General features: G+C 64.1%; 21 protein-coding genes. 7 read left to right on the top strand and 14 right to left on the bottom strand.

Annotated features, from left to right (window positions below; genetic code table 11):
- Positions 1-4: 4 nt before the first annotated feature.
- The 6 genes from BUA05_RS12600 to pepN form a co-directional block, all read right to left on the bottom strand.
- Complete coding sequence (locus BUA05_RS12600; protein ID WP_072675391.1) at positions 5-556, bottom strand: adenine phosphoribosyltransferase; 552 nt, start codon at positions 554-556, stop codon at positions 5-7.
- Positions 557-655: 99 nt separating this feature from the next.
- Positions 656-1,513: a cytochrome c1 gene (locus tag BUA05_RS12595; protein WP_072675374.1), complete on the bottom strand. Its 858-nt coding sequence runs from the start codon at positions 1,511-1,513 to the stop codon at positions 656-658.
- A 54-nt stretch (positions 1,514-1,567) separates the two neighbouring features.
- Entirely contained in the window at positions 1,568-2,929 is a 1,362-nt protein-coding gene (locus tag BUA05_RS12590) for a cytochrome b (RefSeq protein WP_072675373.1), read from the bottom strand.
- Positions 2,930-2,996: 67 nt separating this feature from the next.
- Complete coding sequence (gene petA / locus BUA05_RS12585; protein ID WP_425429523.1) at positions 2,997-3,560, bottom strand: ubiquinol-cytochrome c reductase iron-sulfur subunit; 564 nt, start codon at positions 3,558-3,560, stop codon at positions 2,997-2,999.
- Positions 3,561-3,788: 228 nt separating this feature from the next.
- Positions 3,789-4,550 carry a peptidoglycan editing factor PgeF gene (gene pgeF / locus BUA05_RS12580; protein WP_072675371.1) on the bottom strand — a complete coding sequence of 254 codons (762 nt, stop codon included), beginning with the start codon at positions 4,548-4,550 and terminating at the stop codon, positions 3,789-3,791.
- Positions 4,543-7,203 carry an aminopeptidase N gene (gene pepN / locus BUA05_RS12575; RefSeq protein ID WP_072675370.1) on the bottom strand — a complete coding sequence of 887 codons (2,661 nt, stop codon included), beginning with the start codon at positions 7,201-7,203 and terminating at the stop codon, positions 4,543-4,545. Before pepN ends, pgeF begins: the two co-directional genes overlap by 8 nt.
- A gap of 51 nt (positions 7,204-7,254) precedes the next feature.
- Between pepN and BUA05_RS12570 the strand changes: the two genes are divergently transcribed.
- On the top strand, positions 7,255-8,049 hold the full coding sequence (locus BUA05_RS12570; RefSeq protein ID WP_072675369.1) for a Rossmann-fold NAD(P)-binding domain-containing protein: 795 nt from the start codon (positions 7,255-7,257) through the stop codon (positions 8,047-8,049).
- Here BUA05_RS12570 and BUA05_RS12565 read toward each other — a convergent pair.
- Both BUA05_RS12565 and BUA05_RS12560 read right to left on the bottom strand, forming a co-directional pair.
- Positions 8,032-8,943 (bottom strand): DMT family transporter, encoded by a 912-nt coding sequence (locus tag BUA05_RS12565; protein ID WP_072675368.1) that lies wholly within the window; start codon positions 8,941-8,943, stop codon positions 8,032-8,034. The two genes, BUA05_RS12570 and BUA05_RS12565, sit on opposite strands and share 18 nt — an antisense overlap.
- Positions 8,940-9,959: a threonine aldolase family protein gene (locus BUA05_RS12560; RefSeq protein ID WP_084662679.1), complete on the bottom strand. Its 1,020-nt coding sequence runs from the start codon at positions 9,957-9,959 to the stop codon at positions 8,940-8,942. Before BUA05_RS12560 ends, BUA05_RS12565 begins: the two co-directional genes overlap by 4 nt.
- A gap of 92 nt (positions 9,960-10,051) precedes the next feature.
- On the opposite strand from BUA05_RS12560, the gene BUA05_RS12555 reads away from it, so the two are divergent.
- Positions 10,052-10,369: a GNAT family N-acetyltransferase gene (locus tag BUA05_RS12555; protein ID WP_072675366.1), complete on the top strand. Its 318-nt coding sequence runs from the start codon at positions 10,052-10,054 to the stop codon at positions 10,367-10,369.
- On the opposite strand, the gene BUA05_RS12550 is transcribed toward BUA05_RS12555, so the two are convergent.
- Both BUA05_RS12550 and BUA05_RS12545 read right to left on the bottom strand, forming a co-directional pair.
- Entirely contained in the window at positions 10,315-11,886 is a 1,572-nt protein-coding gene (locus BUA05_RS12550; RefSeq protein ID WP_072675365.1) for a PH domain-containing protein, read from the bottom strand. The two genes, BUA05_RS12555 and BUA05_RS12550, sit on opposite strands and share 55 nt — an antisense overlap.
- Positions 11,883-12,401, bottom strand: a complete 519-nt coding sequence (locus tag BUA05_RS12545) for a PH domain-containing protein (RefSeq protein ID WP_072675364.1) — start codon at positions 12,399-12,401, stop codon at positions 11,883-11,885. Before BUA05_RS12545 ends, BUA05_RS12550 begins: the two co-directional genes overlap by 4 nt.
- A gap of 156 nt (positions 12,402-12,557) precedes the next feature.
- On the opposite strand from BUA05_RS12545, the gene BUA05_RS12540 reads away from it, so the two are divergent.
- Together BUA05_RS12540 and BUA05_RS12535 are read left to right on the top strand one after the other, a co-directional pair.
- On the top strand, positions 12,558-13,205 hold the full coding sequence (locus tag BUA05_RS12540; protein WP_072675363.1) for a glutathione S-transferase family protein: 648 nt from the start codon (positions 12,558-12,560) through the stop codon (positions 13,203-13,205).
- The gene (locus BUA05_RS12535) at positions 13,206-13,985 is read left to right on the top strand and encodes an SDR family NAD(P)-dependent oxidoreductase (RefSeq protein WP_072675362.1); all 780 of its coding nucleotides are present in this window, start codon (positions 13,206-13,208) and stop codon (positions 13,983-13,985) included.
- Positions 13,986-13,992: 7 nt separating this feature from the next.
- Here the strand turns inward: BUA05_RS12535 and BUA05_RS12530 are convergent, their stop codons facing one another.
- Positions 13,993-15,303 (bottom strand): MFS transporter, encoded by a 1,311-nt coding sequence (locus BUA05_RS12530; RefSeq protein WP_072675361.1) that lies wholly within the window; start codon positions 15,301-15,303, stop codon positions 13,993-13,995.
- A complete protein-coding gene (locus BUA05_RS12525) occupies positions 15,275-16,054 on the bottom strand; it encodes an SDR family NAD(P)-dependent oxidoreductase (RefSeq protein ID WP_072675360.1) in 780 nt (259 codons plus the stop codon). The genes BUA05_RS12530 and BUA05_RS12525 overlap by 29 nt, the downstream gene beginning before the upstream one ends.
- A 169-nt stretch (positions 16,055-16,223) precedes the next feature.
- Here BUA05_RS12525 and BUA05_RS12520 point away from each other — a divergent pair, with 169 nt between their 5' ends.
- From BUA05_RS12520 to BUA05_RS12510, 3 genes are all read left to right on the top strand, one after another.
- Positions 16,224-17,534, top strand: a complete 1,311-nt coding sequence (locus BUA05_RS12520) for an aromatic ring-hydroxylating oxygenase subunit alpha (protein ID WP_245790194.1) — start codon at positions 16,224-16,226, stop codon at positions 17,532-17,534.
- Positions 17,535-17,743: 209 nt separating this feature from the next.
- Positions 17,744-20,203, top strand: a complete 2,460-nt coding sequence (locus BUA05_RS12515; protein WP_084662677.1) for a TonB-dependent receptor — start codon at positions 17,744-17,746, stop codon at positions 20,201-20,203.
- A 155-nt stretch (positions 20,204-20,358) separates the two neighbouring features.
- Positions 20,359-21,588: an aromatic ring-hydroxylating oxygenase subunit alpha gene (locus BUA05_RS12510; protein WP_072675357.1), complete on the top strand. Its 1,230-nt coding sequence runs from the start codon at positions 20,359-20,361 to the stop codon at positions 21,586-21,588.
- A 55-nt stretch (positions 21,589-21,643) separates the two neighbouring features.
- Here BUA05_RS12510 and BUA05_RS14820 read toward each other — a convergent pair whose 3' ends face one another.
- Complete coding sequence (locus tag BUA05_RS14820; RefSeq protein ID WP_072675356.1) at positions 21,644-22,108, bottom strand: nuclear transport factor 2 family protein; 465 nt, start codon at positions 22,106-22,108, stop codon at positions 21,644-21,646.
- 4 nt (positions 22,109-22,112) lie between these two features.
- Positions 22,113-23,060 carry an SDR family oxidoreductase gene (locus BUA05_RS12500; RefSeq protein WP_072675355.1) on the bottom strand — a complete coding sequence of 316 codons (948 nt, stop codon included), beginning with the start codon at positions 23,058-23,060 and terminating at the stop codon, positions 22,113-22,115.
- Between the last annotated feature and the right edge of the window lie 33 nt (positions 23,061-23,093).

Raw genomic sequence — 23,093 nt, 5'->3', positions numbered from 1 at the left:
CGGTTCAGTCGCCGTCGAATTCCATCAGCGCGTGCACGTCCATGCCCGCGTCGCGCAGGCGGGCTGCGCCGCCAAGGTCGGGCAGGTCGATCACGAAAAGCGCCTGTTCGATCACCGCGCCGGCGCGGCGCAGCAATTCGGCCGAGGCCAGCGCCGTGCCGCCGGTGGCGATCAGATCATCGACCATCACCACCTTCTGCCCGGGCTCGATCGCGCCGGGATCCATTTCCAGCCGGTCGGTGCCGTATTCGAGCGCGTAGTCGATGCCGATGGTGGCGATCGGCAGCTTGCCCGGCTTGCGCACCGGGACAAAGCCGATCCCCAGTTTCACCGCCACCGCTGCGCCGAAGATGAAACCACGCGCCTCCATCCCGGCGATCTTGTGCGCGCCGGCGGCGTCGGCCAGTTCGGCCAGGTGATGGACGCTTGCCGCCATGCCCTGATGGTGGCCGATCAGGGTGGTGATATCGCGGAACTGGATGCCGGGATGGGGGAAGTCCGGCACGGTGCGGACCAGCGCCTTTAGCTCCTCGCGCGAGAGATGCGGCGGTGTCATGTCGAAAAGCCCCTTTCGCACGCTGCAATGCACAAGCGCCCCGCCATCCGCAAGGGACGACGGGGCGCCTGCCATCATTCGGTCAGCGCAGGAAAGCGCCTATTTCTTCTTCGGCTTCATGCCGGCCCAGATCTGCTTGTAGGACAGGAAGGCCAGCGCCGTGGCGAACAGCAGGAAACCGAGCACGAACCAGCCGGTCTGCTTGCGCTGCACAAGCGAAGGTTCTGCCGTCCATGTTAGGAACGCGGCCACGTCCTTTGCCATCTGCGGGATGGTTGCCTCGGTCCCGTCGGCATAGGAAACCTGCCCGTCAAGCACCAGCGGCGGAGCCATGGCGATGTTCACATTGGGGAAGTGCTTGTTGAAATAGAGACCCGGCGGGGTTTCAAAGCCAAGCTTGGCGGCCTTTTCCGGATCGGGCTCTTCATAGCCGGTCAGCAGCGAATACACGTAGTTCGATCCATCCGGCCGCGCCTTGGTCATCAGCGACAGGTCGGGCGGGATGGCATTGTTGTTCGCAGCCGCTGCGGCAATCGAATTGGCATAGGGCATCGGGAAATAGTCGGTCGGCGCACCCGGACGGGTCGTGGTCTCGCCGGTGTTGGGATCAATGCCCGGCACCGTCCAGCTGGCCGCCTCGGCATCGACTTCGGCTTCGGTATAGCCAAGCTGCTGGAGGTTCCGGAACGCCACGAACTTCATGCTGTGGCAGGCCGAACACACTTCCTTGTAGACCTGATAGCCGCGTTGCAGCTGGGCCACGTCCCAGGTACCAAGCGGCCCGTCAAAGGCAAATCCGCCCTCAGGCCCCTCACCATGCTCGTAAAAGGCATAGGAGGCCTGCTTTTCCGGCGCGGGGCCGAAGGCGAAATTCATGAAGCCGGGAACCAGCGACCACAACACCAGCACCGCAGTGATGGCAAGGCCGGCAATGATGCCTCCGAGACGAATAGTCATGACCGAGCTCTTTCTCGTTATCGGTTCAGATTGGTAGGGGCTGCGCCCGGCCGATCATTCGGCCGGTTGCAGCGAACCATCGGACGCACTGCCCGGCAGCCCCTTGACGACACCTTGCGGATCACCCCCCGGCGTGCCGCCGGGCTTGTCGCCGCCAACCACCGCTTCGGTGATCGAGAATGGCAGCGGCTTGGGAACTTCGATCTGGCTGACGATCGGGAGGATCACCAGGAAGTGCAGGAAGTAATAGGCGGTCGCCACCTGGCTGAGGATGACGTAGGGTTCTTCCGCCGGTGCGCCGCCGCAGATTGTCAGGACAATCATCGTCGGAATGAGGCCGAACCAGAAGAACCTGCGGAACAGCGGGCGGTAGTGGCCCGAACGCACCGGGCTCTTGTCCAGCCATGGCAGAATGAACCACACCAGGATCGACGCGAACATGGCGATCACGCCCAGCAGCTTAGCCGGCACAAAGGTGACACCGAACAACGCAAGGTCACCGGTGAACGCCCGCAGGATCGCGTAGAACGGCAGGAAATACCATTCCGGAACGATGTGGGCCGGGGTCGAAAGCGGGTTGGCCTCGATGTAGTTGTCAGGATGGCCCAGCGCGTTCGGCAAGAAGAACACGAACAGCGCAAAGGCGATCAGGAACACGCCCAGCCCGAACCCGTCCTTCGACGTGTAATAGGGGTGGAACGGCACGGTGTCGCTTTCGCTCTTCACTTCCACGCCGGTCGGGTTCGACGAACCCGGAATATGCAGCGCCCAGATGTGGAGAATGACAACCCCCGCAATCACGAAGGGCAGCAGGAAGTGCAGCGAGAAGAAGCGGTTGAGCGCGGCATTATCCGGCGCAAAACCACCCAGCAGCCAGATCTGCAGCGGCTCGCCTACTAGCGGGATCGCGCTGAACAGGCCGGTGATCACCTGCGCGCCCCAGAAGCTCATCTGGCCCCACGGCAGCACATAACCCATGAAGGCGGTCGCCATCATCAGCAGGAAGATCACCACGCCCAGCAGCCAGATCATCTCGCGCGGGGCCTTGTAGGACGAATAGAACAAGCCGCGGAAAATGTGCAGGTAGACAACGATGAAGAAGAAGCTCGCCCCGTTGGCGTGGGCATAGCGCATCATCCAGCCGTAATTGACGTTGCGCATGATGTGCTCGACCGTGCCGAAGGCGACCTGCGCGTTGGCGGCATAATGCATCGCCAGAACCACACCGGTGATGATCTGGATCATCAGGCAGAAACCGGCCAGAACGCCGAAATTCCACATGTAGTTGAGGTTGCGCGGCACCGGGTAACCGGCCCCCACTGCATTATAGACAAGCCGCGGAACCGGCAATTTCTCGTCGATCCACTTGGTGAAAGCGGATTTCGGTTCGTACTGTTTGGCCCAGGCAAAACTCATGGCGTTCTCTCGAATTGATCGAAGTTGCTGGTCGGGTCGATTATCGTTCTGTTGCAGTTACGCAAACCTAGCCGACGCGGATGACGGCGTCAGTCTTGAAGCTGTATTCCGGAACCGCCAGATTGAGCGGCGCCGGGCCCTTGCGGATGCGGCCGGCGACATCATAGTGCGAACCGTGGCAGGGGCAGAAATAGCCGCCGAACTCACCCTTGTTCTCGCCTTCGGCAGCGCCAAGCGGTACGCAACCCAGATGGGTGCACACGCCCATGGTGACGAGGATATCCTCGTTCCCTTCCTTGGTGCGCTCAGCCAGGGTCTGCGGATCGCGCATATTCGCCCCGTCATCCGCCTTGGCTTCGGCGATTTCTTCGGGCGTCAGGCGCTTCACGAACAGCGGCTGCTTGCGGAAGGTGGTCTTGATGCTCTGGCCGGGCTGGATCGCGCCGACATCGACTTCGGTCGAGCTCGCAGCGAGCACGTCAGCCGAAGGCGCCATCTGGCTGACCAGCGGGATCAGGACCGAAGCTGCACCAACGCCCGCCGTGCTGAGCGCGGCAATGTGAATCCAGTCGCGACGGCGGACGCCTTCGTCAGTGTCCGTATCGCTCATTGCGGCCGTGTCAGAAGCCATTTTGTCTTACCCTGCTCATCTTGCCGCGCCGGAAAAACGACCTGCGCGGCGTGGTGTTCCAGTTGCGGGGCGAATGCCCCATGACAGTCCGTCGATTGATCCCCGCTCCGGAAAGGCGATGCGCCACCTGGCGCACCATGTCCGGAACTCGCGCAGCAATTAACGGCAATCCAGCGAAAATCCAACCGTGTTTTAAGCAAGTCCGGTTTGCGGTTGCGAAAAGCGGTGTCAGGCCAGCGCGATCATGCTGATCTGCCTGCCGTAATCCGCCTCACGCGCCTGCGTGGACCTGCGATGCGAATGGTAACGCGCGACATGAGAAAAAGTATCCCGGCCAAGATCAGCTATTTTACCGATGCCTGCCCCGGCCAGCCGCGCGGTGATGTAGCCGGGCAGGTCGAACTGCCAGCGCTCAAGCCCGTCACGATCAGGCGCGGCTGCAAAAAAGCATGCGTCCGCATCGGCAAAACGGGCGCGGAACGGCGCATCGACCTCGTAACTGGCCTGCGCGATCATTGGCCCCAGAGCGGCGGCGATGCGGGTTCGGCGCGCACCAAGCTGTTCCATCGCGGCGATGGTGTTTTCAAGCACGCCGTCCACCGCGCCGCGCCATCCGGCATGGGCCGCGCCCACCACGCCAGCCTCCTGGTCGGCAAACAGCACAGGTCCGCAATCGGCGGTGACGATGCCGAGCACGATGCCCGCTGTCGCTGTCACCACCGCATCGGCAATGGGGCGACCTGCGGCGGCATCATCCCATGCCGCCTTGACCTCCACCACATCGGGCGAGTGCACCTGATGCGGCGCGGCAAGCTGGCCGCCGGGCAGGATTGTGTCTGCCGCTGCCGCTCTCAGCGCGCGCATATCGGTAGTTTCGCCCGGCCCGCCAAAGCCGAACTGGTGCGCCCCGCCCGCGCTGCCGAAAAAGCCGTGCGGCACACCGGCGAGGGCATCGCAGCGCTCGATCGCGAAAGGCGCGCTCTCAGCCATCAAGGCTGCGGCTGACCTGTTCAAACGTATCGCGCGACAGGTTGCCCGCCGCCATGATCCGTTCAAGCTCGGCCTTCATCAGCGCCGCCCGGCCCGGTTCGATCCGCCGCCACCGCCCGAGCGAGGGCACAAACCGCGCCGCCGTTTGCGGATTGATCGGATCAAGCGCCAGGATCACATCGGCGACCATGCGGTAGCCTTCGCCATCCGCCGCGTGGAAACCCTTGGGATTGCCGGCAAAGGCCATGTGCAATGATCGCACGCGGTTGGGGTTCTTCATGGTGAAATCGGGATGCTCGGCCAGCTTGCGGACATGCGCAATCACGTCCGGGTGGAGCGACAGGGCTTGCAGCGTGAACCACTTGTCGATCACCAGATCATTGCCCTTGTAGCGCTGATAGAACGACGCCAGCCGTTCTTCACGCTCGCGGCAATCCAGCCCGGTGAGCACCATCAGCGCGCCCTGCCGGTCGGTCATGTTGTCGGCAGCGTCATATTGCTGCGCCGCGAGCGTCGCGGCTCGCGCCGGATTGGCGGCCGCGATCAGGCTGAGCGCGATGGTCTTGATCTTGCGCGCGCCGCGTCCGGCCGGATCGTCCAGCGCGACCGCCGCAGCACGGGTGTGGAGGGCCTGCAATGCGTCTGCCAGCGCGGTGCCGATGGCGGCCTTCAACCCTTCGCGCGCGGTATGGATCGCACCGGGATCAGCCTTGCGCTCCCCGGTCGCCATCACTTCGAACAGATAGGTCTCCGAAGGGAGCAGCATCAATTCGCCGCGCATCGCATCGTCAAGCGCGCCGTCGGCAAGGCTTGCTGCGAAGGCACCGATGATCGCTGCTTCGCCCGCGCCCCGCTCGCCTGCCGACAATTCCCCGCTGGCCGTGCCGACAAGGTGGCTAACCGCAAGCTCCTGCAAGGCTTCGGACCGGGCAGAGGGATCATCATCCTGCGCAGCAAGGAACACAAGATCATCGCGCACCAAGGCCCGGTCAATCACCACCGGGGCGGTGAAACCGCGGTTGATCGATACCACCGGATCGGGGCCAGCCAGCGGCAGGGTGAAGCTCTGCTCGGCTTGTGCGAGCACGATCAGCTGTTCTGCGCCCAATGCGCCCAAGCGCGAATGCACCGCGACCCGCAACGGGATCGGCATCGGCTGCTTGTCGGGCTGGCCGGGAGTGGCGGGAACATGCTGTTTCAGGGTCAGCACGAGGCTGTCGCCCGCGACCGCCTCGCGCACGGTGACCCGCGGCGTGCCAGCCTGCGCATACCAGCGCCGGAACTGCGCGAGGTCGATCCCTGCCCCGTCCTCGATCGCGCGCACGAAATCCTCGCAGGTCGCGGCCTCGCCATCATGGCGGTCGAAATAGAGGTCGGTGCCTGCCCGGAACCGTTCCACGCCCACCATGCTGCGCATCATGCGGATCACCTCGGCGCCCTTGTTGTAGACGGTCGCGGTGTAGAAATTGCTGATTTCACGATAGGAATCAGGCCGGATCGGGTGGGCGAGCGGACCCGCATCCTCGGGGAACTGGGCGGCACGCAGGATCCGCACATCCTCGATCCGTTTCACCGCTTCGCCCCGCATGTCCTGCGAAAACAGCTGATCACGCAGAACGGTGAAGCCCTCTTTCAACGAAAGCTGGAACCAGTCGCGGCAGGTCACGCGATTGCCTGACCAGTTGTGGAAATATTCATGCGCGATCACGCCTTCGACCGCGTCGAAATCGCCATCGGTTGCGGTATCGGGATCGGCCAGCACATATTTGGTGTTGAAGACGTTGAGCCCCTTGTTCTCCATCGCCCCCATGTTGAAATCGCTGACCGCGACGATGTTGTAGAGATCAAGATCATATTCGCGGCCGAACACGTCTTCGTCCCACTTCATCGAACGATGGAGCGATTCGACCGCATGATCGGTGCGCGCAAGGTCTTCGGCCCGCACCCAGACATTGCATTCGACTTCGCGGCCCGAAACTGTGGTGAAGGGCTTGGAATTCGCCACCAGATCGCCCGCCACCAGCGCGAACAGATAAGACGGCTTGGGCCAGGGATCGTGCCATTCGGCCCAGTGAGTGCCGTCGGCGTTATCGCCCTCAGCCACGCGGTTGCCGTTGCACAGCAGGATCGGGAAGGCCGCTTTCTCACCCGCCATCCGCACGGTGTAGGTCGATAGCACATCGGGCCGGTCGGCGAAGAAGGTGATGCGGCGAAAGCCTTCGGCCTCGCACTGGGTGCAGAGCATGCCGTTCGAGGCATAGAGCCCCATCAACTGGGTGTTGGCCGCGGGATCGATTTCGGTCTCGACCACGATCAGGTGGCTGTCGCCATGGAGCGGCACCATCAGATCGGCCCCATCCATGCTCCAGTCGGTGGCCGCACCGTCAACCGTGACCGAAACCGGCTTGAGCCCGTCGCCGTTGAGGCGGATCACGTCGGCCCGGTCAGCGCGGGCGTTGCGCTGCACGGTCAGTTCGGCGCGCACGCGGGTGCGGGTGATACCGAGATCGAAGTCCAGCTTCACCTCCGGCAGCAGCCAGCCGAACGGTCGGTAATACTCGCGCAGGATCACCGGCGGCTGGTGCGGAGTGCGTGCAGCGTCCGCCAGTTCGGGGTTGCCTTCGGGGTTCGTCGGGGTGGTTGCGATATCCATGCCGCCCGATTTAGGTTGATTCGGGCGCAGGTCCAATGGTTAGGTTGGGCGATGGCGCGTTTGTTCACCTTTGGCCTCGGCTACACCGCTCGCAGCATTGCGCAGAACATGGGGATGCTCGGCTGGAAGACGAGCGGCACCGGCAGCAACGGCGATGTTGCCTTCACGAACCGCGACAATGTTCTGCGTGCGATCGACACGGCCAGCCACATCCTCTCCTCCGTCCCGCCTGACCGGGCGAGCGGCGGCGATCCGGTGTTGGAGGCCTATGCCGATGCGCTGGCAGGCAAGCCGCTGTTCTACCTCTCCTCAACCGGCGTCTATGGCGACCGGCAGGGCGCATGGGTGGACGAAGCGACGCCGACCATTGCCCAGAGCGGAGAGGGCCGCCGCAATGCGCGGGCCGAGGCCGATCTGGCGTGGCTCAACATGGGCGCAAGGGTGTTCCGCCTGCCGGGCATCTACGGGCCGGGGCGCTCTGCGCTCGACCGGGTGCGGGCCGGACAGGCGCGGCGGATCGACTTGCCCGATCAGGTCTTCAGCCGCGTCCATGTCGATGACATCGCCAGCGGGGTGGTAGCCGCGCTGGTGCAGGACGCGCCGCCGGGGGCCTACAACCTCGGCGATGATTGGCCGTGCAGCGGCAATGAAGTGACCGAACACGCCTGCCGCCTGCTCGGGGTGGAGCCGCCGCCGCTCGAGTCGCTGGAGGACGCGAACCTCTCGGCAATGGCGCGCGGTTTCTATATGGAAAACCGCCGCGTCGCGAACGGCAAGGCGAAGCGGGTGCTGGGCTGGCAGCCGCGCTATCCCACCTATGTCGAGGGATTAGCGGCGCTGCTTTGATCGCAGCGCCAATCCCATGCCCAGCAGCGCCAGCCCCGCCCCGCTCGCGGTCAGGGGCGTCCAGCGATAGCCTTCGAACGCCGTCGACAACAGCATCGCCACGCACACCGTCACGATCCCGTTATAGGCCGTGCGCCCCGCGCCGATCTCGCGCACCAGATTGTAATGCAGCGGAAAGGTCACCACCGATCCGATCAGCGCAAGATAGGCGGTCCCCGCCCAGAACTGCCATTTTTCCGGCAAGGGCGGCGGGCCTGCGGTCGCAAATGCAAAGCCGAGATCGAAAATCGTGCCGTACAGCATCGCCCAGGCCAGCAGGCTGACCATCTGCACCCCACGCCCGGTGGGGTTGGCCTGCACCACATTGGCAAGCGAGGCCGCCAGCATCCCGCCAATCGCCAGCGCGATCCCCAGCCCGACATTGCCATCCAGCGGAGCCGCGCGCCATTCGTGCACCAGCAACATTGCCACGCCTGCAATCGCCACCATGCTGCCACCGACAAAGCCGCCTTGCACCCGCTCGCCGATGAACACCCGCGCGAACAGGGCATTGGGCACCATCAGCAGCGCAAACATCACTGCGACGATGCCCGACGTGATGTGCAGTTCGGCATGATAGACGAACAGGAAATTGCCCGAGAACTGCGCCAGCCCCACGCCGATGGCGAGCAATTGCTCAGGCCGGTTCAACCTCAGGCGATTGCCCATCAGCACAGCCAGTAGAAACAGCGCCGGGGTCGCCAGCGCGAAACGGTAGAACACGCTCCACGCCGCTGGCACCCCGTCGATCTGCCCGGTGATGACGAACCAGGTCGAACCCCAGATCGTGCCGGTCAGCAGGAACGGTATCAGCACGCGAGGGCTGAGCATCGACGGCGCAGACAGCATGGTCATAACCCGGCGATGGCCTTGCCCAGCAAGGCTGCGTCCTCTGCCCTGGTGTTCCATGCGGTGACAAACCGCGCGGCATCCGCGCCCCAGTCATAAAAGGCGAAACCCTGCGCACGCAGCGCCGCGCGCTCGGCCTCGTTCAGCGCCACGAACAGCTCGTTCGCCTCGACCGGATGCATCAACCGCTCTGCGCAGCCCGCCGCCACGGTGCGCGCGGCGGCATTGGCGTGGGCGGCATTGGCAAGCCACAGGTCATCTTCCAGCATCGCGATGATCTGCGCGGCGAGATAGCGGCCCTTGCATTGCAATTGCCCGGCCCGCTTGCGGCGATAGCGCACTTCGGCGGCGCGTTCGGGATCAAACAGCACCACGGCTTCCGCGCCCATCCCGCCGTTCTTGATGAAACCGAAGGCGAGGCTATCCACCGGGCCGCTCGCCGCGCGCGCGGCAGTTTGCGCGCTGCCGCCCAGAAACGCCGCCGCATTGGCAAACCGCGCCCCGTCCATGTGCAGGCCCAGCCGCCGCTCCTTCGCAAACGCGCCCAGCGCGGCCAGTTCTTCCGGCGCGTAAGCGCGGCCATATTCGGATGCCTGCGTGATCGCGATGGCGTGGGGCTGCACCTGATGCACGTCGTCGCGGATCGGATCGATCAGCGCGGCGATGTCTTCAGGCGACAGCTTCGCACCATCGCCTTCAGCCAGCATCAGCTTCGCACCGTGGAGATAGAACCCCGGTGCGCCGCCTTCGTCGACCTCGATATGGGCTTCGCGGTGGCACACCACCCCGCCATGTGGCGCACACATGGTCGCCAGCGCGAGGCAATTGGCCGCCGTCCCCGTCGCCACCCACAGCGCCGCGCACTCGCGCCCGAACAGCGCGGAGAAGCGCGCATCAAGCTGCTGCGACAGCGCATCGCCATCATAGGGATTATCCGGATGGTCGGCGCTGCGCATCGCCTCCCACAAGCGGGGGTGGACCGGCGCGGCATTGTCGGAGAGAAAGGGCATGGGACGAGTCATCGTCAACCGCCTCTAACCGCGGCTGCCGCCATGACAAGTGGCTTGGTCAACCGGACGGGGCAAGCGGGCGGGGCAAGCGGGAGGAACGTCAGATGAGCGAGGCCAGCGCCGAAGTCACCATCACCCACCACGTCCAGGGGCAGGGCGGATCCTATGTCGCGGTGCTGCGGGATGCCACTTACGAAGCCTATCTCGAATGGGAGCCGGGCGGGACGCAGGATGGCAAGGAGGTGCGCGTCGCGGCGCATACCGTCGTGCCGCGCGCGATCAGCGGGCGCGGGGTGGCGCGGCAGCTGGTCGAACGGATGGTCGCCGATGCGGCGCGGCTGGGCTTTCTGATCCGCCCCGATTGCTCTTATGTCGCCGCCAAGTTCGCCGAGAATCCCGCGTGGGAATCGCTCAGGGCCTGATCCCGGCCTGCATCCAGCTGCGAGAAATCGGTCGCCGCGATGGTTTCCAGCACCTTGGCCCTGAGAGCGCGCGCCTCGGCCAGCGGCACGCCTTCGATCGCAAAGGCGCCCCCCGCCAGCCCGAGCTGCACCGTCGCATAGCCGCGTAGCCGCGCAATCGGCCCCTGTGCGACCTCGACCGAATGCAGCTTCAGCCGGGTCGCGATCTGGCTGGTGGGCGACAGCAGCCCGCGGGTTGAAAAGATCTGAGCCGCATCGATCGCATGGCGGCGGAATTCCCAGGCATAAAGGTTCGCGCCAACCGCCAGCACCGCCAGCCCAAGCGGGATGAAAACGACACCCGGGGGCGCAAGGATCGCCACCGGGATCGCCGCGAGCAAAAATGGCAATGTCCCCAGAATCGCCGTGTCGGTGCGGTGCTGCCTGCTTGCGCGGTGCCAGTGCGTGTTCTCATCCGGCAGACGGAACCCCGCCGCGCTGACAATCGGCGCGATCTCCTCCAATTTTGCGAAGGGTGCGACCACATGGCTGGCGCTTTCGGCATCCTGCGCAAGACTGACGAAGCTCAAGCCGTGCCAGCCGAACCGGTAACGGATCAGCCCGGTGGCGATCACCAGCGCCTGCACCCGGTGCGCGGGCATCACCACGTCGGTGCGGGTAAACAGCCCGCGCATCCGCCGGAAACCCCGGGCCGAGCGGGTCAGCACAAAGCCCCATTCACGCGCGAAGATGCGGGCAATGCCGGTCACCATCCCGATCATGACGAGGCCGATCAGACCGGCCATCGCGCCCGCCGCCTGCGCATAGGGGCCAAGCCGGGCAATGGTGGTGCCCTGTTCTTCCAGCCAGCCACGCCACAGATCGACGTTCCACACATCGATGCTGGAAACGGTGTCGACATATTGCAGCACGCCGGCCAGCACCGCAAAAACGGCAAGCGAGAATTCGAACAGGCCGAAGGTCAGCAGGCGGCGAGGCCCCATCCGGAACAGCGCTTCGCCTTCGACCGCTTCATCGCGCATGGGAGCTGCCACCATATCCGTGGCCGCAGCATGATCTTCTTCACGCCGCGCGCGCACCAGTTGGCGCAGGCGCTCGCCCTCGGTGCTGGCGAGGTATTTGAGCGCGATATCCTCGCCCCCGCCCGCCCCGGTCTCGAACTTGACCGCCACCAGCCCGAGCAGGCGCGGCAACAGCTTGGCCTCGATGCTGACATCCTGAATGCGTTCATAGGGTACGGACCGCGCCGCGCGGCTCAACACGCCGCTTTCGACGCGGATATCGGCCTCGCCCACGGTGTAGGTCAGCCGCCGCCAACCGATATAGCTCATGCCGGTCCCGATCACGATCACCGCCAGCCCGGCCGCGATGGCGATCAGAAAGCGGCCCGATCCGCCGATCCCCGAAAAGGCGATGGCGAGGGCTGGAATGATGGCATTCTGGATCGCCTCCAGCGCGCCGACGGCAATGGTCAAAGGCGCGGTGCGGCGGGCCGAGTCAGGGGGGGCGGGGTTCACACGGTTTCCCGGCGGATATGGGCGCGGATATCCTCGCGCATGTCGCGCGCCAGTTCTGCGCCCAGCCCGGGCAACGACACGCTGGCATTGTGGTTGCCCGCGGTGTGGAGCGTCAGCGTGGCAAGGCCGAAAAAGCGTTCGAGCGGGCCCTGATTCACATCAATATGCTGCACCCGCCCAAACGGCACCACCGTGTCCGAATGCCACAGCAATCCGCGCACCACCCGCAGCCGGTCGCCGCTGATCTGGTAGCCACGCGCATTGTAACGGCGGGCCGGCACGCGAATCACCAGCGCCAGCGCGATCAGCAGCACCGGTCCGGCCATCACGCCGGGCGGGAACAGCGCGGCTTCGCGCAGCATGGTTTCCGCCACCAGCGCCGCAATCAGGAACGGGATCGCGACAAGCGCCGCCTGCACCCGCAGCATATGGGTGTAAGCGGGGTGGAGACGGGTCAGCGCGCCGTCATCTTCCCATGATTGATCGGCAAGGGCGGCTGGGGGCGAATGATCCATGGTGCCTTACTGGCGCAATACAGTGCGCCCGCGCAAGCGATTTTGCGCGGCCTGCCAGCGGCCTGCCTGCGATTGCAGCCCCTAGCGCATTTATGAGGGCGACGGGCAGGCGCTGCGTGCCTAGAAACAGGGCAAATCCAAACGGGAGAGAACCGCATGACCACCCTGCATTCCAGCCTCGGCCCCAACCCCCGCCTCGTACGGATGTTCATGGTTGAAAAGGGGCTTGAGGAAGGGCCCGATTTCACCCGCGTCCATTACGATATCATCTCCGGCGCGAACCGGCAGGATGCCGGATATGTCGCCAAGAACCCGCTCGGCACCACGCCGACGCTGGAACTGGATGACGGCACCTGCCTCACTGAAAGCTGGCCGATCTGCGAATATGTCGAGGAACTGCACCCCACCCCCAACCTGTTCGGCGAAAGCCCGGTTGAGCGCGCGACGGTGCGCAAGTGGACGCGATTGTTCGATCAGGAAGTGGTGGTGCCGATGACCATGGGCTTTCGCGCCACAACGGGCCGCCCGATGTTCGAACCGCGCATGACCGTTGTCTCGCCCGAGGCCGGGGCAGAACTGTTCGCGATGGCGGATGAAAAGTGGCGATTGTTCGACGGCTTTCTGGGTGGCAGCAACCATATCGCACTGGGCCGCTTCACCTTTGCCGACCTCATCATCTTCGCTTTCGCCAATTTCGGCTTCACCGTGGGGTGGAAACTGCCCGAGGGGACCGACAACCTCGCGCGCTTCGTTGATACCCACAACCAGCGCCCCTGCGCCGCGATCTGGACGCAGGCGGAGTAAATGCCTGACCTGTCGGGAAAGGTCGCGATCATCACCGGTTGTGCCAGCGGCATCGGCGCGGCGACGGTGCGGCGCTTCGTGGCGGACGGCGCGCAGGTGCTGGGAACGGATGTGAACGAGGCCAACGGCGCGGCCCTGTGTGCCGAAGCCGGCGCGCTGTTTGCGGTGCAGGATGTGTCCGACCGCTCGCTCTGGCCGCAGATCGTCGCCCGCGCGGTGGAGGCCTTCGGGCGGCTCGATATCCTCGTCAACAATGCCGGCATGGTCTCGGGCGCAGGAATCGGCGACCTTGATGATAAGGCCATGTTCGCGGCCTGGGATCAGGTGCTGGCCGTCAACCTCACCGGAACGATGGCAGGCTGCCGCGCGGCGATTGCGGCGATGCGGGCGAACCCCGGCGGTTCCGCAGGCGCGATCGTCAACATCGCTTCGACCACCGCGATGGCTCCGCTCCCCACCGATGTCGGCTATTCGGCGAGCAAGGGCGCGGTGCGGGTGCTGTCGAAATCGGTCGCGACATGGTGCGCCCAGCATAAGCTCGACATCCGCTGCAACACCGTGATCCCCGGCGCGACGCAGACCGGCATTCTTGAAGCGGCAGAGCAGCAAGCCCCCGGCCTGATCGCGGCAGTGGCGAAAACCTCGCCCCTCAATCGCTTGGCCGATCCTGCCGAAACGGCAGCGGCGATTGCCTTTCTCGCCAGCGACGAATGTCCGTTCATGACCGGGGCGGAGATGGTGGTGGATGGCGCGATGATGGCGATCCATCCGGGATTCTAGCCCCGAATTACCCCCCGCGCATCCGTGCCAGATAGCCGCTCGGCCCCATCTGCGCCGCTGTCCATGCGAAGATCGCGAGCGACAAAAGCCCCGACACCAGGCACACGCCGAACAACGCCAGCGCCAGCGCGCTCTGCCCTTGTGTCGGCGCGAGCGTATCGCTGACCGCGCCGATCACCGCAAGGCCCAGCGCCTGCCCGACAAGGTTGTTAAAGAACAGCGCAATCGCCACCGCGAACCCCCGGCTGGCCGGTTCCACCGCCGCCTGAATGCCCGACATGATACCCGCCTGACTGGCGACATAGATCGCGTAAGCCACCCCGAACCAGCCGAGAAAGGCACCGAATCCGCTCGACGTCAGGCTCAACGCCAGTGGCACCACGCAGCCAAGGCTCACCACGCCGGGCAGCCATGCCCGCCAGCGCTCGTCTCGCCCGCACAGCCATTGCGTCAGGTAGCCGCCCAGAATCGGCCCCGGTATGCCGCCCAGAAAGAACGTGAAGCCGAGATACAGCCCGACATCCCCGGTCGAGATCGGAAACTGCCGCAGCATCACTGCCGCCATCCAGAAGGCGAGCGCATAGCCGATCATGATCTGCACCGCCCAGCCCAGTGCGAGGCCCATGAACACGCGGTTGGTCACCAGGCTCATGATCGTGCGCCCCAGCGGCAATTGCGCCATGTCGGTGCCGGCCGGGGCATAGCGCCCCCGCAAGGGCTCGCGCACGGTCAGGTAGATCACCCCGCCCAGCAGCAGTCCCGGAAGGCCCATCAGCACAAATGCCCAGCGCCAGTTGAACATTTCCGCCAGTTGCCCGCCGATGATGAGGCCCCCGGCTGTCCCCATGCTCGCGCCGATGGTCAGGAACCCCATCGCCTTGGCCAATTCGCCGCGGACGAAGAAATCGGCGACAAGGCTTTGCGAGGATGGGCCGGAACAGCCCTCGCCCACGCCCACCCCGGTGCGCGCGGCAAACAGCGTCCAGAACCCCGTGGCCAGCCCGCAGGCCGCCGTCATCAGGCTCCAGAAACTGATCGCGCCGGCAACGATGTTCTTGCGCACTGATCGATCCGCCAGCCGCGCAGCAGGGAAGCCCGCGAGCACATAGATCAGCGAAAACGCCGCCCCGCCGAGCAGGCCAAGTTCGAAATCGGACAGGGCAAACTCGGCCTTGATGTCCTCCACCAGAATGCCGAACACCAGCCGGTCCGCCACGCTGAACGCGCTCGTCAGCGTCAGCAGGCCGAGCACGTACCAGCGGTACGCGCCCGGCTCATCGCCAGCCGCCTCAGTGGTGCGGTCTGGCGTAGAGGCCATTATCCACCGGGATCGTTAGGCCGTTGAGGAAGCGCGCATCATCCGAGGCAAGGAACAGCACGCACCCCGCCACGTCCTGGGGATGGCCGAGCGCGTCGGCTGCCAGCGGGCCTGCGGGGATGTCCATCGGAGCCGTGCCCGCACGCCCGGAAATGCCCATCACCATCGGGGTTTCAATCCCGCCGGGCGCCAGCGCGTTGACGCGGATGCCATAGCCCTTGTCCTGAAAATCCATCGCGAGGCTGCGGGTCATCCCGGCAATCGCCGCCTTGGACGCGGCATAGGCAGGGATGTTGCCATAGCCCAGCAAAGCGGCGGTCGATGCCATGTTGATGATCGACGAGCCGCCCCCGCCGATCTTTTCATGGCGGTTCTTCATCAGCGGCACGGCGTATTTGCACCCGAGGAAGGTGCCGACCACGTGAATATCGAGATGCAGGCGGAAATGATCGAGCGAACATTCCTCGATGCTTTCGAAGATCACGTTGCCGGCATTGTTGACGAGGATATCGAGCCCGCCGTGGCGTTCCGCGACCGCACGCATCACCTCGGCCCATTGCACTTCGTCGGTAACGTCGAGCGCCATCGCATCGCCGCCGATCTCGTCTGCGACCTTGTGCGCCAGTTCGACCTCGCGGTCGGTCACGATCACAGTAGCGCCTTCACGCGCCAAAGCCTCGCAATCGGCCTTGCCCAGCCCCATCGCGCCGCCCGTTACCAGCGCCACCTTGCCCGCTACCCTGTCCCCCATCGATCTCTCTCCCCCTGAAGGCGTTTGTTTTCTGACGCGCAGCCTATCGGGCGCACGGGCCGCCGCCACTGTCGAAAGCGCGCATTTCCCGATAGCCGCCACCTCGCACAAGTCGCAGTCGTGCCCACGCCCGCCTTGGGCCTATTCGTGGCCCGTGGGAGAGCCGAGGATGATGGACCAAAGCGAAGTCGCGCAGTTGAAGGCGCTGATGGAATGGGAAGCCACGCGCACCGCGCCGCCCGAAGGCTTCCCCAGACTGCCCGACATGCCCGCCGCGCGCTATACCAGCGCGGAATATTTCGCGCTCGAACAGACGCATGTCTTCCGCAAGAGCTGGCTGTTTGCCGGGCATATGGACGAAATTCCCGAACCCGGCTGCTACATGCGCTGGCACAATGCCGGCGATCCGATCGTGATCGTGCATGGCATGGACGGGGTGGTGCGCGCCTTTTACAACACCTGTCGCCATCGCGGCGCACCCGTGGTGACCGAGGATCGCGGCAAGGCCAGCCGGTTGATGTGCGGCTATCACAACTGGACTTACAAGACCGATGGCAGCCTGGTGGGGGTGCCTGAACGGCGCGATTTTCCTGCCGATTTCGACATGAGCTGCCGGGGGCTGCTGCCGGTCAGGTGCGAATTGTTCGGCAAGGTCATCTTCGTCAATTTCGATGCCGATGCCATGCCGCTGATCGACTGGCTCGGCCCGCTCGCGCGCGAATGGGAAGAATTCGCCTTTGACCGCATTCGGCTGGCGGCGCGGCACAGCTTTGATCTCAATTGCAACTGGAAGGTGGCGATGGAGGCCAACATGGAAGTCTACCATGTACCCTTCATCCACCCCGCCACGGTCGCGCCGCTGGTCGACTCCGCCCGCAACTTGAACACGATGTATCCCAACGGCCATGCGCGGATGCTGGCTCCGGCGCCGCGCACCACCAACCGCGAACACGTGCGCGCGATCGATTCTCCGGCGGGCTGGCAACAGATCGACAGCGTCGGCGAACTGGGCCGCACCTGCACGCAAAGCTACACCCTGTTTCCCAACTGGGTTTCGCCGCTGTCGAACTTCTTCGTGCCGCCGCTGGTGTTCTGGCCGACCTCGCTCACCACCACCCGGCTGGAACTGGTAACTATGGCGCTCGACTGGGGAGACGCGCCTGCGCCCGATCTGTGGACCGTGCCGGACGACAGGCAGCCGAACGGACGACAGATGAGCCCGATCATCCTTGAAGACACCCAGTTTGGCGAGGCGATCCAGCATTCCATGCAATCAGCCGCTTTCCGCTCTGTCCCATTGTCCTATCAGGAAGCGCGGATCTATGCCTTTCACCAAAGCCTCGATGCGATGATCGGAGAGGGCAATATTCCCAGCGAATTGCGGGTCGAACAGGTCATTGGCGAGGCGTGGGTGTGGCCCAGCGAGCCGCGCCTTGCGCAAATGGAGCGGGATCGGGCAGCAGCCCCTCATCCGGGCTGAATGACGTTACGGCATTCTTTATTTTGCGCGCTTTAGCGGGCCAATGTGGCGTTTTTGTCGCACATTGTCCCGGTCACTATCGCTTTTGCTGATAGCGTGTTTGCACGCGTGCCATACACCTTGCGGCCATACCGAAAGGCGCGGCGAAACGCGTCACGGTTTGGGGAACCAGGGCGGCAGCTGATGCCGCCCGCAGGGGAGAGAAAGCCATGAACACACTTCGTGCCCGAATTGCATCTGGCGGCCGTGCGAGCGGACTGCGTACGGCGCTGCTTTGCGGCGCTGCCTTGGGCGGCGTTGTCGCCTTGCCGAGCGCTGCCTTTGCGCAGGACTCCGAGACGGCGGCATCCCAGGATGATGACTTCGGCGAGCGGGTGATCATCGTTCAGGCCCGGCGCCAGAACGAAACCCTACAGGAAGTCCCCGTCACCGTGACGTCGATCGGCGGCGAGACGCTGCAACGTTACAATGTCGATCAGGTCGCCGACATCACCAGCCGCGTGCCGACGCTGAATGTGCAGTCTGGCGGTTCGGGTTCGGGCGGCCAGATCAGCTTGCGCGGCGTGGGTTCGTCCAACATCTCTGCCGCCTTCGATTCGGCGGTGGCGTTCGAATATGACGGGGTGGTGGTTTCGACCATGCGCCTCGTGCAGGCGGGCTTCTTCGATGTCGAACAGATCGACGTGCTGCGCGGCCCGCAATCGCTGTTCTTCGGCAAATCGGCGACCGGGGGCGTGCTTTCGCTGCGGTCAGCCAACCCCACAGCCGACTGGGAAGTGGGTATGCGCGGGTCCTACGAATTCGAGGAAAAGGGCTACCTGATCAACGGCTATATCTCCGGCCCGATCACCGATACGCTGGGCATTCGTATCGCCGCCCAGTTCAATGATATCGACGAATTCCAGCTGCTTCAGGAAAACACCCCGGCGGTGAACCAGGAGCGCGGGCTGACCGATTTCATTGGTCGCCTCACGCTCGACTTCAACCCTTCGGATCGCTTCCGCGCCAACCTCAAGGTGCAATATACCAAGAACGAAAATGACGGCGCCATCGGCACGGCAGAGATCGGCTGCGGCGCCAATGGCGTGGCCGATTCGATCTTCCTGCTGGGCGGGGCGGTCAACCTTCCCGCCGGCTATGATTGCAACACCAATGACCAGCGCTATTACCTGACCGATGCTGCCGGGCCGCTGGCTGGGCCGGTGCCGGGCAATTCGCCCGCTGATGGCCGCAATGGTGTGCCTTTCGGCGAGACCGAGATCTGGTTCGGGCGGCTGCAGTTCGATCTCGACCTGTCCGATACGCTGACCCTGACGTCGGTCACCGGCCTGCTCAACATGGATGCGATCGATTTCGACGCCTACTCTTATGGCGGCTTCATTCCCGGCCCCAACGGAACCCGCCTGCCCGGCGGTGCGGGTGCATCCGATCCGATCAATACGCTCGAGCAATATAGCCAGGAACTCCGGCTGGCCTCGGACTTCGACGGTGCGTTCAATTTCATGCTCGGCGCGTTCTACGAAGACCGCACCTTTGTGTTCGACACCTCCCAGCAGGGGGTGAACATCTCGTTCGGCGGCGCCGACCCGGTGACCGGGTTCACCTATGACTGGGACAAGATCCACACAACCAAGACCGAAGCCCTGTCGTTCTTCGGCAGCGCAATGATCGACATCACTGACAAACTGGAATTGTCGGGCGGGATCCGCTGGACCGACGAGACCAAGGTCCAGACCATCTCGGTGCCCTATGTCCACGCGGGCTTTGCTGCATTCGGCGGGGCGTTCCTGTCGTCGGGCTTCTTCTCCGGCCCAATCAACTTCGCCGACGACAACCTCTCGCCCGAAGTGACCCTGCGCTATCAGGCGACCGATGATCTCAACATCTTCGCCTCGTACAAAACCGGCTTCAAGTCGGGCGGGATCGACAACTCGGCACTGCCGTCCAACAGCCTCAGCCAGGCGGCGGCGAGCGGTGACTTCAGCTCGCTAATCTTCCAGTCGGAAGAGGCCGAAGGCGGCGAAATCGGGTTCAAGTCGCAATGGGCAGGGCGCAGCTTCACGCTCAACGCCACCGCCTATTACTACGTGTTCACCGACTTGCAGGTGCAGAACTTCAATGCCGTGACCGTGCAGTTCGCCACCAGCAACGCGGGCGAACTGACCACCAAGGGTGTCGATCTCGAAACCCGCTGGATCACGCCGGTGGACGGGCTGAACATTTCGGCCAACCTGTCCTATCTCGATGCCGAATATACCGACACCTTCATTCAGCCGCTGGGCATCAGCACGGTCGATCTCAATGGCCGCCGCGGGAGCCAGGCACCCGAATGGTCGGGCAATATCGCGGCTGACTGGACCATCCCGCTGTCCGACAGCCTCGAACTGTTCCTGTCGGGCAACGCGGCCTATAATGACGGCTACATCACCGACGAAGCCACGCTGAACGACTTTGTCCAGCCCAGCTTCTGGACGATCGATTCGAACGTCTCGATCGGGCATCCCGATGGCAAATGGAAGCTGGCGCTGATCGCCACCAACCTCACCGATGAAATCTTCGTGATTACTTCGGGCGGGCGTCCGTTCCTTGAGCCGGGGGTGGGCGACGACCTCGTGCTCACCCAGAACCGCGGACGGCAAGTGTTTGCGGAGATCAGCTTCCGGTTCTGATTGCTCCGAGCTGCAAGAAAAGGGGGCGGGTCGGCAACGGCTCGCCCCTTTTCTTTTGGCCCCTTGCTTTTGGCCCTTTGCCAAAAGTGAGCATTGCCGCGCGCGCGGGGAAGCCGGATGCTGTGCGCCAAGATCGCTGCTTCGGGAGAACGAGCATGTCACGCGAAACGCTGGTCGCCATGACCCGCAATCTGGTTGCCCACGGCGCAGCCGATACGATGGAATATGCGGATGATGTCGTGCGCGTGCCCGCCAGCGCCTATACTGATCCTGCGCTGTTCGAGCTGGAAAAGAAGCAGATATTCCGCCGCCTGCCGCTGATGGTCGCGCCGTCTTGCGAACTGCCAAACCCCGGCGATTTCAAGGCAATGGACATCTGCGGCGTGCCGCTGCTGCTCAGCCGCCAGAAGGACGGCAGCATGGGCGCCTTCCTCAACATGTGCACCCACCGCGGCAACCCGCTGGCCGCGGGCTGCGGCAATGCCAGCCGCTTCACCTGCGGTTATCACGGCTGGACGTTCAAGGCCGATGGCGATCTGATCGGTGTGGCTGACGCGCAGGATTTCGGCAAGATCGACAAGGCCAAGCACTGCCTCACGCAGTTCCCGGTCCACGAGAATGCCGGCCTGATCTGGGTCACGCTTGACCCGGCGTCCAAGCTCGACATCGCCGATTACCTGTGCGGCTATGATGAATTGCTCAAAGCCTTCGAGTTCGAAGGCTGGACACTGTTCGCACAGCGCACGCTGGAAGGACCGAACTGGAAGACGGCCTATGACGGCTATCTCGATTTCTACCACCTGCCGGTGCTGCACAAGGACACGTTCGGCGCGGATTTCTATAACCGTGCCAATTATTTCGCCTTCGGCCCGCACCAGCGCCTGTCCACGCCTTCACGGTTCGCCATCAAGGTTTCGGGCGAGGACGACCAGCAGATGGACCTCTCAGCGATGAGCGACGAGGAACTGCCGCAGGAAGTGCTGGTGCAGGGCGTGTGGACGATCTTCCCCCACATCTCGATCGCGAGCTTTTATGGCGGCGGGCAGCGCGGGGCGTTGATCAGCCAGCTGTTCCCCGGCGCGGATGTGGGGACAAGCTACACCACCCAGTTCTACGTCATGGAAAACCAGCCCGAAACGCCCGAGCAGGTGCAGGCGGCGCACGACCAGTTCAACTTCCTCGAAATCGTGGTGCGCGATGAAGATTACGCCACCGGCAAGCGCCAGCATGAGGCACTGCAATCGGGGCTGATGAAGGAGGTCTTGTTCGGCCGCAACGAAAAGGGCGGGCAGGTCTTCCACGGCTGGGCCGAGCGGCTGGTCGCAGCGAGCGACGAGGAGCTGGTGGAAATCTTCGCAGCTGAACAGCGTCAGGCGGCAGAGTAGAGTGAGAAAGCGCCCTCTACAGCACCATTAGGCACCGCCCGAGGGAGCAAAAACCTCAGAATTCAAAGGGCCGGGCTGGAATGCCTGGCCCTTTTGCTGTCGGGTTGTCGTTGAGCGCCAGTTCGACCAACGCGGTGTCGAAAAACTCGTGCAGTTCCACGATCAACCCGTCCCGGATGGTGAGGATCTGGCAGTAGGTCTGCAGATACTCGTGTCTATTGGTGCCCATGCCGCCGCCGCGCATCAAACCAACGACTCGCTCCTCATCAGCGCACATAATCCGCCACTGGCGCGAGAAGCGGATAGTGTCAGCCACCAGCTTGCCGATCACACCGTCGGCCACAACCGGGCCAAAGCACTCTGCCTTACCCACCCAGCGTCCCGACACCGGCGTCGTGCCGACGAGGTTGAACACCACATCGTCGGCATGGAGCGCGGCGAGCGCATCGAAGTCGCCCGCCGCCAATGCTTCATAGTAGCGCGTGACGAGCGCAATATTCGCCTCGCGCAGCCCGCTCATGCGATCAACCGAACGCAGGCCGGAAGTTGCTTTCGCCCCACTCCTGACGCTTGGTCCATTCGCCCAGCGTCTCGAGCTTGCCGTCGAGTTCGGGGAAGCGATCGTAAACATGCTCCATATCGACTTCGAACGGCCGGGTCGGCGCGTCGTTGTTGTATTCGTAGAAGGCCTGGATCCCCTTGGCGAAATCCTCGCGCATTTCCGCGGGCATCGTGTCCCCGGCGGCCTCGACCAGATAGCGTCCGAATTCCTCGGGTGTGCATGGATCATAGGCGATATCCTTGTCCAGCGCTTCGGACAGGTATTGCGTCACCTGCTTGCCGACCAGCCGCTCCGGCCCGCCGATGTTCAGCCATGCGCCTTCCATGTCCGGCCGATCGAGGCTGGCGAGCATGAAGCGCGCGACATCATCGAGGCTGATCCAGTTGGCTTCCAGCGCCGGGTTGTGCGGATAGACATAGCGGCCTTCATTGACGATGAAGGGCCGCGCCCAGTTGGTCAGCAGGTTGTCCATGAACAGCACCGATCCAAACACCGTACCCGGCGCACCGGAACGCCACAGGGCATTGATGCCCTTGGTGTTCTCGCCATAGGTGAAGGGGTCGCCGGGACGATCGGGAATCCAGCTTGACGTGTTCCACACCACCCGCTTGACCCCCAGTTCGGCCGCGACCTTGCCAATTTCGCCGATCAGATAGGCACGGTCGGCGCGGGCCTGCAGCGGATGGGTGTAGAAGATATAATCCGTGCCATCGAGAGCGGCATGAAAGCTCGCGGTGTCATAGAGGTCCATCGGTCGCACCTCGACCCGCTCGACCCCTTCGATCGGCGCGCCGGCAAACGGATCTGCCTGCCGCGAGATTGCGCGCACGTCGTACCCGGCCGCCAGTGCCTGCCGCACCTGCGCCATACCTTGTCGGCCGCTTGCGCCGATCACCGTGATGGTTGCCATGTCTTTCTCTCCCGTCGTGTGGTCTGGCGGCAA

Source organism: Erythrobacter sanguineus (genome assembly GCF_900143235.1).
Taxonomy (GTDB): Bacteria; Pseudomonadota; Alphaproteobacteria; order Sphingomonadales; family Sphingomonadaceae; genus Erythrobacter; species Erythrobacter sanguineus.
Note: the sequence above shows the minus strand (reverse complement) of the source record. Positions and strands in the feature narration are given on the sequence as shown.